Source organism: Thermostilla marina, assembly GCF_054657455.1.
Genome location: NZ_BAAHYR010000001.1, coordinates 1,624,794 through 1,640,582, shown reverse-complemented (window position 1 = coordinate 1,640,582; position 15,789 = coordinate 1,624,794). Strand labels below are relative to the sequence as shown.

Below are 15,789 nucleotides of genomic sequence, written 5' to 3'. Positions count from 1 at the left end.
CGGTGCAATCAGTGCTCGGGCGTACCGATCGTGATTTCGCCGCGTTCGCTGCGCGAGGCGGTCGGTTTCTCGGTTCCCATCCGCTTGATCAGCGGCACAAAGGCACGCTCGCTCGGACCGGTGTAAAGCTGACGCGGCCGATGGATTCGCTTGCCCGGCGTCAGGTGCATTTCGCGCCAATGGGCAATCCACCCCGGCAAACGCCCCAGGGCAAACAACACGGTGAACATGTTCTTGGGAATGCCCATCGCCCGATAGATGATGCCCGAATAGAAGTCGACGTTCGGGTAAAGTTTGCGCTCAATGAAGTACGGATCCTTCAGGGCGATCTCTTCCAGCTCTTGCGCCAGCTCGAACAACGGGTTTTCGCCGGCGTGCTTGGCCAACAGTCGATCGGCCATGGTCTTGATGATCCGTGCCCGCGGATCGTAATTCTTGTACACGCGGTGCCCGAATCCCATCAACCGGAACGGATCGTTGGGATCCTTGGCCTTGTCGATGTACTTTCCGAGGTTCCGACCGTCGGCCAATATCTGCTCGAGCATGTTGATACACGCTTCGTTTGCCCCACCGTGGAGGGCCCCCCACAGGGCACAGATTCCTGCCGAAACGGCCGAGAACAGGTTTACATTACTGGAACCGACCATCCGCACCGCCGACGTGCTGCAGTTCTGACCGTGATCGGCATGCAAGATGAGCAGCAAGTTCAAGGCGTCGACAAAGTCGGGATCGGCCCGATACCGTTCGCTGGGAACGGCAAACAGCATTTGCAGGAAGTTCTGACAATACGTCAGGTGATTCTGGGGATACACGAACGGCTGACCGATCGACTGCTTGTAGCTGAAGGCGGCAATGGTGGGCATCTTTGCCATCAAGCGATAGATGGCCAGCTCGCGCTGTTCCTCGTCGAGCGGATCCAACGAGTCCTTACAGTAGATGGCCAACGCACCGGTCACCGAGCTGAGAATCGCCATCGGGTGCGCATCCGGGGGGAAACCGCGAAAGATGTCCCGCATCCCCTCGTGCAACAGGGTGTGCACGCGAATGGCGGCACGAAACTCCTCCAATTGATCGGCGTTCGGAAGATCCCCATAGATCAGCAGGTAAGCAACTTCCAAAAAGTCGCACCGCTCGGCCAGCTCTTCGATCGGGTATCCGCGGTACCGCAAGATCCCCTTTTCACCGTCGATGTAAGTGATCTTGCTGACGCAACCGCCCGTGTTGGCGAACCCGCTGTCGAGCGTGATCAACCCGGTGTCGTTGTACAGCCGAGTAATATCGACGACGCGGTTTCCCTCCGTCCCGGTGTGAATCGGCAATTCGATCGTCTTATCCCCGACGATCAGCTTGGCAGTGTCGGCCATAGGGACTCCCGTGTAATCAAAGGTTCACTGACTCCTGTTCTTCGAGGCCGTTTATTGTATTTGCCGGGCGCAGTCCCGACAATCGGCTCCGTCGGGTGGCAAGCGCTCATTCCCCACAAACGAGCACCAATTGAACATGCCAAAAAGAGACAACGGGTGACAACAAACACTAAAGGAGCACAAACAAATTCCCCTTCCTGTCTTTTGTTATTTGCCACTGTCACAAACAGATAATTTCAGCGCACCGCCACGAGCGAGACATCCTGTCGGAAAACGGGGCCTTTCGAACAGCGCAGTCGATGTCCCCAAAGAGCGTTTGTCGCCAAAATACGCTGAGAATCGACGGCCGATCGTCCCCCTCAGCGCAGCATCCGGCTGTTTCGAGACGCGACCTCGGCTGCTGCGCCCGCCGAAGCGTCCAACAGCGTCACATGTCGCACAAAGACGTGCGGCGTTCGGCCATCCGGCGATAGCGTTCGCACGCCCGTCACCCCAATCTTCCGCCCCACGTACCGATGAAGATTGACGCCGGGAACCCCACTGAGGAATGCGACCGGCCTCCCCGCCTCGTCGACCACGGCGAAGGCGGGGCTTCCGAGCCGAGACGATTCCATCCGTTGCAATCGCCCCAACGCATCGAACCGCCGACTTCGCAGGCGGGCAATCTCCTCCGCCAGTTGCTCTCGCGTCGGAATCGTGTCTGTTGCCGCCTTCTCGCTCGACTGCGCCACCTCGAAAGGGGCACCGGCGGAACCGGCCATGCCGGCGGCTTCCCTCGCGCTTGCACGTGTGTCCCGAGCCGGCTGCCATGAATCCGCTGGCCGGGCAGCGGCAAGGGTGCCTTTGAGGTGCTCGGCACCCGACGTATCGCCGTCGGCCAATCGCTTCGAATGATCGTCCCCTTCCGGTAACAGGCGGGGAGGCGCCGTATTCTGAGGAGATATTTCCGATTGCACAAGACGGGCAATTTCCTGGGCTTTTCGAATCTTGTTCCAACTGGCCCGCGCCTTGGCACGATCGAGGACATCGAGCTGCTTGTTTTCCATGAGCGCCTTGGCACGCCGCTCCAAATCATCGAGATGCCACAGGCCCGGCTCTTGTACCAGCACCGCGGAAAGCTCGATCTCCAAGTCGATCAAGTTGCTCAAGATCCGCGTGCCGCTTCCGCTGGACGCCGCCAAGTCGAGCGAAGCCCCCGGTCCGACCTCGGCTTCAGCATTCCCGGCTGCTGCGGCATGCGGCGAAGAACGTTCCAGCATGGCCACGCGGGCCGACGAGTCGATCGTGTCGGCCGATTCCGACGCTCTCGATCGCCAGCCGGAATCGCCCGCCGCTGTTTCGGCTCCAGCGGTCAGACGTACCGCTTCCTCGGGGTGGGAAGCGTCTTCGGCGCTCGTGACGGGCAAAACCAGCCCACCGCGAACATCATCGACAGGGCGCAGGTAACTGCGGTGAATCCAACGGAATTCACCCGATGGCGGGGCAATTTTGTACCATGTCCAGCTCGACCGCGAATCTTGCAGATATGACGGAGAAGTCGAACTAACTTGTTTGGCATCAAGCACTTCAACCAATTCGCCTGCCAATAACTCGACCCAAGCCACGACGCCTCCTTCATGCGTCGGATCGCCGATCATCGAAGGAATCCCGTCGTGTCGGACACGTCCCAGCCCGTTGGGCAACAGCTCGATCCCATCGGCACGCACCCAGCTAAAGGCTCCCTCGGGAGGACGCACGGCGCACCATCCTCCGGGGTCGTGACGGTAGACCTCCACGCGATCGCCGAACCGTAGACGCAACGACTCGGGGTATGCCTGGCCCGGCCCCGCCCTCACGATCGCCCCTTCACGAACGACGTAGGCCTCGTAGGGAAACTCCACCGAGGGCGCAGGCACGGCCGTGACCGCAACCACGAACAAAATATAAGGACTCCACACGGCTGATCGACTCCGTCATCCATGACGTCCGCATTCACAGCGCACGACCGCGGCAAGACGAATCCCCGCCGACGGATACGACGCGCACCGGAACCCTATTTTGGAACACGCGCTTATAGAAAAAGCCCTTTCCACCCGCAATAGGAAATCATCTTTCGCGCGCCGTTTCCGAGTGGATCCGAGACGATCCAGCCGGGCGATTCCTGGTTCGTGGTGGGTTTGCCCGATGCCGGAAAAACCGGTAGAATCCAGACTTTCGACGATTCACCGAGCCGCCGAAAGGCTGCCGAATCGCTTCCCGACAACGAAATCGGACAAAGCAATCGATCAACACGGCGTACCTTGAGCCGTCATTCGGTGTGCTGCGAGGACCAGGCCATGCCGCGATACAATCCAGCCGTTATCGAACCGAAATGGCAACGATTCTGGGAAGAAAACGAAACGTTCCGCACGCCACCCTTGCCCAGTTCCTCCAAGATGTACATCTTGGACATGTTTCCCTATCCCAGCGGGCAGGGGTTACACGTGGGGCATCCCGAAGGTTACACCGCCACCGACATCGTGGCTCGCTTTGAACGGATGCGGGGCAAATGCGTGTTGCATCCGATGGGCTGGGACGCTTTCGGGCTACCCGCCGAACAGCACGCGAAGAAGACGGGCACGCATCCGCGGATCACAACCGAGCAGAACATCGCGAATTTTCGACGCCAGTTGAAAATGCTCGGCTTCAGTTACGACTGGAGCCGCGAGGTGGCCACGACCGACGTCGATTATTTCCGCTGGACGCAGTTCATCTTCCTTGTTCTCTACGACACCTGGTACGACCCCGAACAACAAAAGGGCCGTCCGATTTCGGAACTGCCGATTCCCGAAGAGGTCGCCGCCGAAGGTCCGGACGCGGTACGGACATATCAGGATGAACATCGGTTGGCCTACCAACTCGAAGCACCGGTCAACTGGTGCCCTGCCCTGGGGACCGTGCTGGCGAACGAAGAAGTCATCGGCGGCGTCAGTGAGCGGGGCGGTCATCCGGTCATGCGCATCCCCCTGCGTCAGTGGATGCTGCGGATCACCGCTTATGCCGATCGGCTGGAGAAAGACCTCGACTTGCTCGACTGGCCCGACGAGATCAAGGCCCTTCAGCGGAACTGGATCGGGCGCAGCCAAGGGGCCGAAGTCGACTTCTTCATCGGCACGATGCGCGGCGAGGACGGTCGTCCCGACCGAAAGGAATACGAAGGCTGGCTGATGGACCGGCGGTTAGGGGGCTATCCTCGCAAGCCCGACGAATCGGTCCTTCGCATTTACACGACCCGGCCCGATACGCTTTTTGGGGCCACCTACATGGTGATCGCCCCCGAGCATCCCTTCGTCGAGCGGTTGACGACCGACGAAAACCGTGATGCCGTGCGGGCGTATTGCGAAGAGGCCGCCCGCAAGAGCGACCTGGACCGAACCGATCTGGCCAAAGAGAAGACGGGCGTCTTCACCGGCTCGTACGCGATCAACCCGGTCAACGGCAAGCCGATCCCGATCTGGGTCGCCGATTACGTGCTGATCAGCTACGGCACCGGCGCGATCATGGCAGTCCCCGCCCACGACACGCGGGACTTCGAATTTGCGCAACAGTTCGACCTGCCGATTATCGCCGTCGTCGATCCGGGCGAACGGGAAGACGTCGATCGCCAAGCAGTCTTGGAGGGCAAGGTTGCCTTCACCGAGGCCGGGCGGGCCGTCAATTCCGAGCAATACGACGGACTTCCCACCGAAGAGTTCAAGAAGGCCATCGTCGAAGACCTCACGAGCAAGGGCCTGGGCCGCGCCGCGGTCAACTACAAGCTGCGCGACTGGTTGTTCAGCCGCCAACATTTTTGGGGCGAACCGTTCCCCTTGCTGCACGAACTCGACGCAGAAGGCCGTATGACCGGCGTCGTGCGTCCCCTGACTCCCGACGATTTGCCGCTCGACTTGCCGGAAGAAATGCCCTTCGACGCCAAGCACGATTCCCCGGAACCGCCGCTCGAAAAGGCACCGGAAGATTGGCTGTACGTCGAAATCGACGGCAAGCGGTACAAACGCGAAACGAACACGATGCCGCAATGGGCCGGTTCATGCTGGTACTATTTGCGGTTCTTGGACCCTAAGAACGACAAGGCGCTCGTCGATCCCGAGATCGAAAAGGCGTGGATGCCGGTCGACTTGTACGTCGGCGGCGCCGAACACGCCGTGTTGCACCTGCTGTACGCCCGATTTTGGCACAAGGTGCTTTACGATCGCGGCTACGTCAGCACGCCCGAGCCGTTCCAAAAACTGGTCAACCAAGGGTTGATCCTGGGCGAAACCGAATATACGGCTTTCCAGAACGACAAGGGTGAGTGGGTCAGTCTCGAGCAGATCGATCGCCAGGGCGAAAACACCTACGTCGACCGAAACACCGGGGAGGTCCTCAAGCCGGTCAAGCTCGAACCGTCGCAAGTCGACAAGCGGGAGGCCGGCTTCGTCCTGCGTGAAAATCCGTCGATTCGAGTCGAAAGCCGCGCCTACAAGATGTCCAAAAGCCGCGGCAATGTCGTCAACCCGGACGACATCGTCCACGAATACGGGGCCGACGCCCTACGTCTCTACGAAATGTTCATGGGCCCGCTGAAGGCCACCAAGTCGTGGAGCATGGAAGGCGTTCAGGGCGTCCGCAACTTCCTCGATCGCATCTGGCGAATGATCGTCGACGAAAAGGCCGATGAAACTCGATTGAACGAAGCCGTCGTCGACGTGCCGTGCAACGAGGAACAAAACCGGGTGCTCCATCGCACGATCAAGGTCGTGACCCAAGACCTTGAGAACATGGAATTCAATACGGCGATTGCCAGGATGATGGAGTTTGTCAACTTCTTCACCAAGCAATCGCAGCGCCCCAAGCAGGCGATGGAAATCTTCGTATTGCTGCTTTCGCCGTTCGCGCCTCACATTGCCGAAGAATTGTGGCAACTGTTGGGTCACGAAGAAAGCCTTGCGTATCACCCTTGGCCGGAATACGACGAAGAAGCCATTCGGGAAAAGACGATCGAAATCCCGATTCAGATCAACGGCAAACTGCGATCGAAAATCGTCGTACCCGCCGACGCCGACAAGGAAACGATCGAAAAGGCCGCCCGCGAAGATGCCCGCGTGGTCGAGCTGACCGCGGGCAAGACGATCGCCAAGGTCATCGTCGTCCCGGGCCGAATGGTGAATTTCGTCGTCAAAGGGTAACGCCCCTGGCCGCGACCGACCGTTTCGAAGCCGCATTCTGTCTTGGAATGCGGCTTTTTGCCGCGCACATGGCCCCGGCCACTTGCGCTCGCCGCGATCGCACGCGTCAGATTTCTCCCAACGAAAGCGTCGAGGCAAGTTCGCGATGCTCGCGATACCAATCGACGCAGCGGGCGAGCCCTTCTTCCAGTGCCACGGTGGGTTGCCAGTCGAGAAGCGTTTTCGCCTTGTTCACGTCGGCCCACGTGGTGGGGACGTCGGCCGGATGCGCCGGACGATGCTCGACGCGGGCCTTCTTGCCCAGCAGCCGTTCGATTTCGGCGATCATGTCGGCCAACACGACCGGTCGGTCGCCGCCGAGATTGATCACTTCGTATCCCAGCGGTCGAAGGGCGGCAATCGTCCCGCGGGCGATGTCATCCACATACGTGAAGTCGCGGCTCTGCTTCCCGTCGCCGAAGACGGTGATCGGCGTTCCCTCGGCAATCCAACGGATGAAGCGAAAGACACTCATATCGGGGCGTCCCGCGGGCCCGTACACCGTGAAATAGCGAACCACCGACACGTCGATCCCGTGCAGATGGTGGTAGGTGTAACACAGCGTTTCCGCCGCCTTTTTCGATGCGGCATAGGGCGAAAGCGGCCGATTCGTATCGGCATCTTCACGGTACGGAACCGGGTTGTGCGAACCGTACAAACTCGACGTCGAAGCCAGGAGAAACTTCGTGATCCCGGCCTTCCGGCACAGTTCGAGCAGAGCCAACGTTCCGTCGACGTTCGTATGGTAGTAAACGCCCGGATTCCGCACGCTCGCCCGCACACCGGCCCGCGCCGCGAGATTGACCACGGCCCCGACGGCCGATTCGCCCTCGCCGGAAAGCTCCGGAAAGGCCGAGCGAATCTTGTCGGTTTCGACGATATCGCACTCCACAAAACGAAACCGATCACGCTTCGTGAGTTGTTCGAGCCGCCACCGTTTGAGCCGCGGATCGTACGCGTCGTTGATCTCGTCGACGCCCAACACTTCGTGCCCGGCGTCGAGCAGCAACGCGCTCACCCGCGAGGCAATGAATCCGGCGCAACCGGTCACCAGGAATTTCGCCATCCTCGCCCTTTCTTCGCCGCTTCGGCAACGGGGGTGTTGCCGTTACGCCTTGCGAATCTTCTCTCGGCCCTCGGTTACGTTTTTCGTCGCGTTGCGCGTATCGACGACCAGCTGTGCGTGCTTGACGATGAAATCGTAATCGTAGGCCGAATGGTCGGTCGCGATGAGAATGCAATCTTGCGACGCCAGGAATTCGGGTGTCAGTTCCGAGCTTTCCATCTCGGGCACGTCGTAGTGCCGCATCGAAGGCAATCGTGGAATGTGCGGGTCGTTGTAGCTCACGTCGGCCCCACGTTCCAAGAGCAATTCCATCAGCTCGAACGACGGGCTTTCCCGCGGATCGTCGACATCCTTTTTGTACGCCATGCCCAAGATGCACACCTTGCTGCCGCGAAGCGGCTTGCGGTGTTCGTTCAAGGCGTCGATCACCCGCTCAATCACGTAGCGAGGCATCGACGTATTGACCTCACCGGCCAACTCGATGAAACGGGTGTTCAATCCTTCCCGACGCGCCAACCAACTCAAATAGAAGGGATCGATGGGAATGCAATGCCCGCCGAGCCCCGGTCCGGGATAGAACGCCTGAAACCCGAACGGCTTCGTTTTTGCGGCGTCGATGACTTCCCATATATCGATGCCCAACCGCTGGAACAAGACTTTCAGCTCGTTCACCATGGCGATGTTGATCGAGCGGTACGTGTTCTCGACGATCTTGCAGGCTTCGGCGACCTCGGCCGACGAAACAGGGACGACCTGGACGACCGCCGCACCGTACAACGCGACCGCCAATTCGGTACTCTTCGGCTCGATCCCGCCGACCACTTTGGGAATCCGCTCGGCCGAAAAATCGGGATTGCCCGGGTCTTCCCGCTCCGGACTGAACGCCAAGTAAAAATCGTCGCCCACCTTCAAACCGCCTGCTTCCAACCGCGGCAACATGACCTCGCGGGTTGTACCGGGATACGTCGTGCTCTCGAGTACGACGAGTTGATCGGGGCGCAACACGGCGGCGATTGCGTCGGTCGTCTTTTCGATGTATTGCAGGTCGGGATCGCGAGACGCGTTCAACGGCGTGGGCACGCAAATCAAGATCGCGTCGGGCTCCGAAAGCCGCCCCATGTCGCAGGTCGCTTCGAATTGCCCGGTCTTCAACCAATCGCGAATCCATTCCGAGGGAATGTGCCCGATATAGCTTTCACCGGCGTTGAGCTTTTCCACCTTGGCCGGGTCGACATCGAACCCCAACGCGGAATACCCTGCCTTGGTGAATGCTCGAATCAACGGCAGCCCCACATATCCCAAGCCGACGACCCCGATCTTCGCGGTGCGATCTTCGATCTTTTTCTTCAACTCGGTGAACGCCATCGGTCACATCTCCTGGAAACCCCCTATTCGGGCGGCAGGTGTCATCTTCCAACGTGACAAGTCTAGCACATTCTCACACCATGAGAAACGGCCGAAAGACGCCTCGCAAAGGCGTCCTCCGGCCGCATGATCGTTTCGCTTGATTCAACCCGTTCCGAGCGGTAGGTCTCCCTCGTGGGGTGATTATTCCTTCGGCAGCAGGTTGGGCGGATTCCCCTCGATGAATTGCGCGTTGAGCGCCTGAGCCTTTTCTTTCGTGCTGTAGTCGGGATAGACCACCTGGCCGGTGATCCCGTGCGTCGCCAACACGCGGGCAGCCTCGAGACGCGCCTGACCGGCCAACTCAAGCGAGGCGGTCAGTACCCGCAAACACTCGGCAGGCGAATGGAACCCCATGCCGTTGTTCGCAGCGACGTAATCCCATCGCAACTGGGCCGCCCGAATCAGCGACCGGGCCTGTTCCAGTTCGGCGTCGGAAGCTCCCGCCTGCATGCAGGCCGCCACATCGAAGTGGGCCTTGCACAACGCGTCCTCGGCACGCTGTCGGGCCTCACGAATCTTGTCTTGTGTGGCTTCGACGCGGGCGCGAATTTCGTCTTCGCCCCACCGATGGCACACGGCGCACGAATTCTCGATGTTCAAGAGCGGACTTTGCACGTGATGATCGGTGAACTTCACGCCGCCTTCGCTCATGTACGGCATGTGGCAATCGGCACACGAGACTCCGCGATACGCGTGAATACCGGTCATGTACACTTCGTAGTCGGGGTGTTGCATTTTGACCATCGCAGTCTTGCTGACGGCGTGGGTCCAATCGGCGAAATCGGCTTCGTCGTAGTATTCCTCCATCTTTTCAGGCGACGTTCCCTTGTCCCACGGGAAGGTCAAATATTTGCCGTCGCCTTTGAAGTAGTACTCGACGTGACATTGAGCGCACACGAGCGTCCGCATCTCTTGGTGCGAAATCGACTTCAAGTCGCGCCCTTGTCGTTCCAGGGCTTCGCGCAGCGCGGGACGGGTGATCGTCAACTGCATCGTCTCGGGATCGTGACAGTCGGCACACCCGATCGGATGGGTGATCTCGTCTTTCAGTTCGGCAAACGATGCCTTGTAGAACTCGGCAGTTCCCATCTCTTCCATCAGGCGGGGCACGTCGGGGCTCTTGCACGTCCAGCACGTCGCCGGCGTCTTTGCACCGACGCGGGCGGTCGACGTAACATCTTCGATGGTGTACACGTGACCGCGTGCTTGACGATATTCCTTGGCAAAGCCGTATCCCGAAAACAGGATCACGTTCGCGGGTGTATCTTCGAGATAATCCCGCGGAAACGCTCCACCGTATTTCGTTTTGGTCGTATCGTCGAGCATGCGGCGATACCGATCGTATTCCCGCGGAAAGTTCTCGGCCCATTTGCTGCTGTCGGTCTCCCAGCGACCGATCGGTTTGAGCGGCTTCTGGGGCAATGCTTCTTGCCGCCGCTGCAAAACCGAACTTCCCAACAGGCCGATCAACACGGTAGCGATCAACAAAACGGCGAAGATCGCCCAGCCCACCAAAACGGTTTTGTTTTCGGGCCCGCCGGCCGATTGTTCTTTAGCCATCGCTTCATCTCCCTCATTCGCAGGAAGTCGATTTTCAGTTGCGCCGTTTTCTTTCGTCGTGCGCTTCGAAACTGCGTCGTCCCGTCGACGACCGAATCTCAGTGTCCCTCGCCTTTGTCCCGTGCCGGCCGCCCGCCGATGGTGACCTCGGAATCTTTCCAATCGATCGGCGGCAACGCCGGATCGAGGTATCCGGGGGTCGATGCGAGACTTCGTACGCGACCGTGCGGCACCTCGCGGTGGCACTCCCAACATCGCAGATCACCTTGGCGATGCACCGCCAATGGCGATTCGTCGAGAATCTTTTCGTGACATCGCCGACAGTTTTCTTCCACGACCGGTACGGCCCGTTCCGACAACTCGATCACTTGGGGCTCCCAACGCATCGTAAATACGGTGGAATGCCACAAGCCGTCTTCGGCCTTGAACAGCCAGTGCCGGAAGAATGAATCGTTCGGCACGTGACAATCGTTACAATGGGCCACCTCGCGGTGGCTGCTGTGCTGCCACGTGACATACTCGGTGCGCATCACATGACAGTTGACGCACACCTCAGGCTCATCGCTCAGATAAGAGGGCGCACGAGAGATGTGGACGACGACGATCGCCAATCCGCAACAGACGCCGGCGACGGAAAAAATCAGAAACCGCAGCCCCCGCGGCAAGAACGACAACCCAAACAGCGTCCGCCAAAGTCCCACCCGACGCGAAGTGGCGCCCCTAGCGTCGCAATGCGATTCCTGTACCACCGGTCCCCTCCCGGAAAGCCAAGACAAGCCGCTTCATGCACCTCCGTGCTGCATTCACAACAGTATCCTACAGCCGATTTCACGGGCACGCAATCGTTTGTGGTATGCTCATCTTTTCGGCGATTCCGCGCGTCGCCGACCGTCCAGCCGTCGGCGACGCCGCGGATATCATACCGACATCACTATCGTGCATCAGACGACGGCCAACGCATGCTTCAAGTCGGCCTGCGGATCACTACCCGTCAACCGCAGGTCGTACTTCTCTTGCAAAATCTTGAACACGTTCGGCGTGATGAATGCCGGCGGCTTCGGGCCGATCGTGATTCCCTTGACGCCCAGGTACAGCAACGTCAAAAGGACGGCCACGGCCTTTTGCTCGAACCACGAGACGACCAAAGTCAAAGGCAAATCGTTGACCGTGCAATCGAAAGCCTCGGCCAGCGCGACCGCCACCTTGATCGCACTGTACGCGTTGTTGCATTGCCCCATGTCGAGCAAGCGAGGCAACCCCAGCAGCTCGCCGTAATCGTGATTGCGAATCCGGAACTTGCCGCAGCCCAACGTGAGGATGAAGGAATCGGGAGGTGTGGCCTTGGCGTACTCCGAGAAGTAATTGCGGCCCACTTCCGCGCCGTCGCAACCGCCGATCACGAAGAAATGACTGATCTTCCCGGCCTTGACCGCTTCGACGATCGTATCGGCCATGCCCAAGATGACGTCTTGATGGAAGCCGATCGTCGAGGTCCGCACGATGTTCTCCGGCAACGGGGCACATTGCTTGGCCTTTTCGACGACGGCCGAGAAATCGTCGTCCTTGATCCGCACACCGCCGGGCACGGCCGTGCAGCGCGTCGTGAACACGCGATCTTTGTACGATTCCCGCGGAATCAAAATGCAGTTGGTCGTCGCCACTACCGGACCGGTGAAGGCCTCGAATTCATTGCGTTGCTTTTGCCACGCATCACCGAAGTGACCTGCCAAGTTGGGATGTTCACGCAACTTGGGATACATATGAGCGGGCAGCATTTCGCCGTGCGTGTAGACCTTGACGTCGGTTCCTTCGCAGGCCTTGAGAATGTTTTCGAGGTCGACCATGTCGTGACCGGTTACCAAGATACCCGGCCCGGCATGCGTCCCTTCCTCGACCTGCGTGGGCGAGGGCTTTCCGAACCGCTCGACGTGACCTTCGTCCAACATCTCCATGACGCGGAGATTGTGTTTGCCGCATTCGAGCACCAACTCGAACATCGACTCGAGGTCGAAATTGACGTTCGTGACGGTGGCGAACAGTCCTTCTTCCATGAAGGCGTCGACCTCTTCATCGACCTTGCCCAACCGGCGGGCGTGGTGCGCATAAGCGGCCATTCCCTTCAAACCGTACAGCAGGGTCTCTTGCAGCGATTGCACATCGGCATCTTTGCCGCACACACCGGGAGAAACCGTGCAGCCCACGCCTTGTGCCGTTTGCTCACATTGATTGCAGTACATCCGACTTTCCTCCTCGAATCAGAATCTCCGACCGTATTGACTCCCCGACTGGTTTTCTTACTCGAGTTCGTCGACCGCCGATCGATCCGTTCGCCGAACTCATCGGTATAATAGGGGACATCCCAATCGCAGAAATTGATCTGCGTCAATTTCGCCGCATTTTTTTCCGGGAAATTGCCCAAAGCCGACCGACGAGGCCCCCTCGATCGAGCCGGTTCTCTACCCTAACTTCCTAAATCTTCCTGTTTTGGCACGTATTGTCGCCATATCCGGCAGAAGGCGTCGATCCGGTGCCGAACGCCGAGGCGGGAGCCGATAAGGTTTTCTCATGCAACCCAACGCGATCGACATCCTGGCAAACTGTCCATTGTTCTCCGAGGTCGACGAACGAGGCTTCCAACACCTTGTGACCATCGCACGCCTCGTACGGTTTTCGAAGGGGCAGATCGTCTTTCGCGAGGGCGAGCCCTGTCCCGGCGTCTACGTGATCGGCCAAGGAATGGTACGCGTGTTCAAGACCGGCCCCGGCGGCAAAGAGCATGTTCTCCACATCGCAGGTCCCGGCCACTCGTTCGCCGAAGTCGCCGCCATGGCCGACATGGCCAACCCGGCGAGTGCCGAGGCCGTAACCGATGTACTTTGCGTCTTTCTGCCGGCCGATCGCTTTCGTGGATTGCTCGATTCCGATCACCCTTTCTGCCGCCAAATGCTGACCAGCATGGCCATGTGGGTACGGCGACTCGTGAGGCAATTGGAAGACGTCGTCCTGCACGATGCCGTCGGTCGGCTGGCGCGCTACCTGCTCGACATCCAAAACGACGGCTCCACCGCCGCAAACGTATCGACGGCAACCGGGCCACAGGAAATCGAACTGCCCGCCCTCAAACGGCACGTCGCGGCCCATCTGGCTCTCACGAGCGAGACGTTTTCGCGGACGATTCGTCGCCTGGAAGAAATGGGCGTCATTCGGACGTGCAGCGCAAGCCGCATCGAGCTACTGGATCCTGCCCGACTCGCCCGGATTGCCCAAGGTGACGATCCATGAAGTGTGGCCGACCGGCTCCCCCGGCAACTGTCATTCGACGTGAGAAATCGTCTCCGAAGCGGCGGATACTTCTTGATGCGCGGGCTCCGCCGACGCATTCCCACCCACCAGCACGAACACGGCGACGGCCACCGCGATCAACCCGCCGACTGCCATGACGATTTGAGACAGCAGCGCCATGTTCATGGTCAGCGATTCACCTGCCGCGAGTTTCATGATCGGACGGGCAGAAGCCGCCATCGCCGAAAGCAATCCCACCACCAGCAAGGCGATCGTCGCGACGTGGCGCATGTGGGGCATCGCCAAAGCCAGAATTCCGCACCCTTCGATCAGCGAACCGGCCACCACGGGAATCAATGCCGTGGGATGACTCGCTCCGGTCATCAAGAACGACGCAATTCCCACCAAAAAGAGCACGTTCCCGACCACGATCGCCGTGATCGCCATAAGGCACCTCTCCTCATAAATCATTCGGCCGGAAACCGATACGCTTGTCGGCGGCCGGCTCTTTTACGCAACCGACGCACCGCGGAATTCGTCGATCATCGCACGAAAGCGATCGAACAGATATTGGCTGTCGTGCGGCCCCGCCGATGCCTCGGGATGGTATTGGACGCTGAATGCAGGAAGCTCACGGTGGCGTACGCCCTCAACGGTGTTGTCGTTGAGGTTGATGTGCGTAACCTCCAGCCCGTCGGGCAATGTATCGGGATCGACGGCGAATCCATGATTCTGGCAGGTGATTTCGACCCGACCGGTTTCGTAGTTGAGGACCGGTTGGTTGGCACCACGGTGCCCGAACTTGAGCTTGAACGTCTTCGCACCGCAGGCCAACGACAATAGCTGATGCCCCAAACAAATCCCGAAAATGGGCACCTTGCCCAACAAATCGCGGATCGTCCGCTGGGCGTACTCGACCGGTTCGGGATCGCCGGGACCGTTCGAAAGAAATACACCGTCGGGCTTCAGGGAAAGGACTTCGTCGGCCGAAGCCGTGCCGGGCACGACCGTCACGCGGCACCCCGTATCGAACAGGTGGCGGGCGATATTATATTTCATACCGAAATCGAGCGCGACGACGTGCGGCGCGTCGGGATCGAGTTCTGCCCGCGGCTCGTCCCCGAGTTTCATCCACCGACTGAGGGGTTGCGTCCATTCGAAGGGTTTGTCGGGCAACACTTCCCGCACGAGATCGCGCCCCACCAGGCCGGGACTCGCCTTGGCCTTTTCGATCAGGCGGGTATCGTCGAGATCGACGGTCGAGAGGACGCCTTTCATCGCCCCGTGGATGCGAAGCCGTCGCACGAGCGCCCGAGTGTCGATTCCTTCAAGGCCGACGATCCCGAACCGTCTCAGAAACCCGTCGAGGTCGCCGTCGGCCCGGAAGTTGCTCACGCGCGGGCTTCGTTCCCGAACGATGAACCCCGACAGATGCGGCTTCCAGCTCTCGAAATCCTCCTCGTTGACCCCGTAGTTCCCGATCTCGGTGTACGTCATCGTGACGATCTGGCCGCGATAACTCGGATCGGTCAGGATTTCCTGATAGCCGGTCATCGAGGTATTGAAGCAGACTTCGCCGTCGACTTCCCCCTCGGCACCGAACGCTTTTCCGGTAAATACGGTACCGTCTTCCAGCGCGAGCTTTGCGATTCGCGTCATGAACTCGTTCTTCCCGACCGTTGCTCGTTGCGTGAACTTTCTGCGGACCTCGCCTGGGCCGACCATGTCGCCCGTCCGACGCTATCACTAGGGTTTACCTACCCCCTTGCAATCGTTCTCCCAACATCGAATTCGCCCGCCGGTGAGGTCGAAATCACCGCTTCATCTCTTAGTTGGTTAAAGTCGGGCAGGCCCAACTTACGATAGCAACTACACGGCTGTTGGG

The 15,789-nt window shown here is 59.6% G+C and carries 11 protein-coding genes; 2 read left to right on the top strand and 9 right to left on the bottom strand.

The window, feature by feature from the left end:
• Positions 1-8: 8 nt before the first annotated feature.
• The gene (locus ACYQ2I_RS05895; protein ID WP_460166074.1) at positions 9-1,364 is read right to left on the bottom strand and encodes a citrate synthase; all 1,356 of its coding nucleotides are present in this window, start codon (positions 1,362-1,364) and stop codon (positions 9-11) included.
• Between the two features lie 359 nt (positions 1,365-1,723).
• The gene (locus ACYQ2I_RS05890; RefSeq protein WP_460166073.1) at positions 1,724-3,301 is read right to left on the bottom strand and encodes an SH3 domain-containing protein; all 1,578 of its coding nucleotides are present in this window, start codon (positions 3,299-3,301) and stop codon (positions 1,724-1,726) included.
• 378 nt (positions 3,302-3,679) lie between these two features.
• Between ACYQ2I_RS05890 and leuS the strand changes: the two genes are divergently transcribed.
• Positions 3,680-6,550, top strand: a complete 2,871-nt coding sequence (gene leuS / locus ACYQ2I_RS05885) for a leucine--tRNA ligase (protein ID WP_460166072.1) — start codon at positions 3,680-3,682, stop codon at positions 6,548-6,550.
• A 106-nt stretch (positions 6,551-6,656) separates the two neighbouring features.
• On the opposite strand, the gene ACYQ2I_RS05880 is transcribed toward leuS, so the two are convergent.
• The 5 genes from ACYQ2I_RS05880 to hcp form a co-directional block, all read right to left on the bottom strand.
• Positions 6,657-7,655: an NAD-dependent epimerase/dehydratase family protein gene (locus ACYQ2I_RS05880; protein ID WP_460166071.1), complete on the bottom strand. Its 999-nt coding sequence runs from the start codon at positions 7,653-7,655 to the stop codon at positions 6,657-6,659.
• Between the two features lie 42 nt (positions 7,656-7,697).
• On the bottom strand, positions 7,698-9,020 hold the full coding sequence (locus ACYQ2I_RS05875) for a nucleotide sugar dehydrogenase (protein ID WP_460166070.1): 1,323 nt from the start codon (positions 9,018-9,020) through the stop codon (positions 7,698-7,700).
• A gap of 183 nt (positions 9,021-9,203) precedes the next feature.
• Positions 9,204-10,622, bottom strand: coding sequence for an ammonia-forming cytochrome c nitrite reductase subunit c552 (locus tag ACYQ2I_RS05870; RefSeq protein WP_460166069.1), 1,419 nt, complete (start codon positions 10,620-10,622; stop codon positions 9,204-9,206).
• Between the two features lie 98 nt (positions 10,623-10,720).
• Positions 10,721-11,371: a cytochrome c nitrite reductase small subunit gene (gene nrfH / locus ACYQ2I_RS05865; RefSeq protein WP_460166068.1), complete on the bottom strand. Its 651-nt coding sequence runs from the start codon at positions 11,369-11,371 to the stop codon at positions 10,721-10,723.
• A 192-nt stretch (positions 11,372-11,563) separates the two neighbouring features.
• Complete coding sequence (gene hcp / locus ACYQ2I_RS05860) at positions 11,564-12,859, bottom strand: hydroxylamine reductase (RefSeq protein WP_460166067.1); 1,296 nt, start codon at positions 12,857-12,859, stop codon at positions 11,564-11,566.
• Positions 12,860-13,187: 328 nt separating this feature from the next.
• On the opposite strand from hcp, the gene ACYQ2I_RS05855 reads away from it, so the two are divergent.
• Positions 13,188-13,904, top strand: a complete 717-nt coding sequence (locus ACYQ2I_RS05855) for a Crp/Fnr family transcriptional regulator (RefSeq protein ID WP_460166066.1) — start codon at positions 13,188-13,190, stop codon at positions 13,902-13,904.
• Positions 13,905-13,934: 30 nt separating this feature from the next.
• On the opposite strand, the gene ACYQ2I_RS05850 is transcribed toward ACYQ2I_RS05855, so the two are convergent.
• Entirely contained in the window at positions 13,935-14,351 is a 417-nt protein-coding gene (locus ACYQ2I_RS05850) for a hypothetical protein (RefSeq protein WP_460166065.1), read from the bottom strand.
• 63 nt (positions 14,352-14,414) lie between these two features.
• Positions 14,415-15,563: a glutamine-hydrolyzing carbamoyl-phosphate synthase small subunit gene (gene carA, locus ACYQ2I_RS05845; RefSeq protein WP_460166064.1), complete on the bottom strand. Its 1,149-nt coding sequence runs from the start codon at positions 15,561-15,563 to the stop codon at positions 14,415-14,417.
• Positions 15,564-15,789: the final 226 nt, after the last annotated feature.

Excerpts from the sequence above, each read along its gene's own strand:
- ACYQ2I_RS05870 (WP_460166069.1), bottom strand. The coding sequence starts at position 10,622 with ATGGCTAAAGAACAATCGGCCGGCGGGCCCGAAAACAAAACCGTTTTG.
- carA (WP_460166064.1), bottom strand. The coding sequence starts at position 15,563 with ATGACGCGAATCGCAAAGCTCGCGCTGGAAGACGGTACCGTATTTACC.
- ACYQ2I_RS05855 (WP_460166066.1), top strand. The coding sequence starts at position 13,188 with ATGCAACCCAACGCGATCGACATCCTGGCAAACTGTCCATTGTTCTCC.
- ACYQ2I_RS05880 (WP_460166071.1), bottom strand. The coding sequence starts at position 7,655 with ATGGCGAAATTCCTGGTGACCGGTTGCGCCGGATTCATTGCCTCGCGG.
- ACYQ2I_RS05850 (WP_460166065.1), bottom strand. The coding sequence starts at position 14,351 with ATGGCGATCACGGCGATCGTGGTCGGGAACGTGCTCTTTTTGGTGGGA.
- leuS (WP_460166072.1), top strand. The coding sequence starts at position 3,680 with ATGCCGCGATACAATCCAGCCGTTATCGAACCGAAATGGCAACGATTC.
- ACYQ2I_RS05895 (WP_460166074.1), bottom strand. The coding sequence starts at position 1,364 with ATGGCCGACACTGCCAAGCTGATCGTCGGGGATAAGACGATCGAATTG.
- ACYQ2I_RS05875 (WP_460166070.1), bottom strand. The coding sequence starts at position 9,020 with ATGGCGTTCACCGAGTTGAAGAAAAAGATCGAAGATCGCACCGCGAAG.
- hcp (WP_460166067.1), bottom strand. The coding sequence starts at position 12,859 with ATGTACTGCAATCAATGTGAGCAAACGGCACAAGGCGTGGGCTGCACG.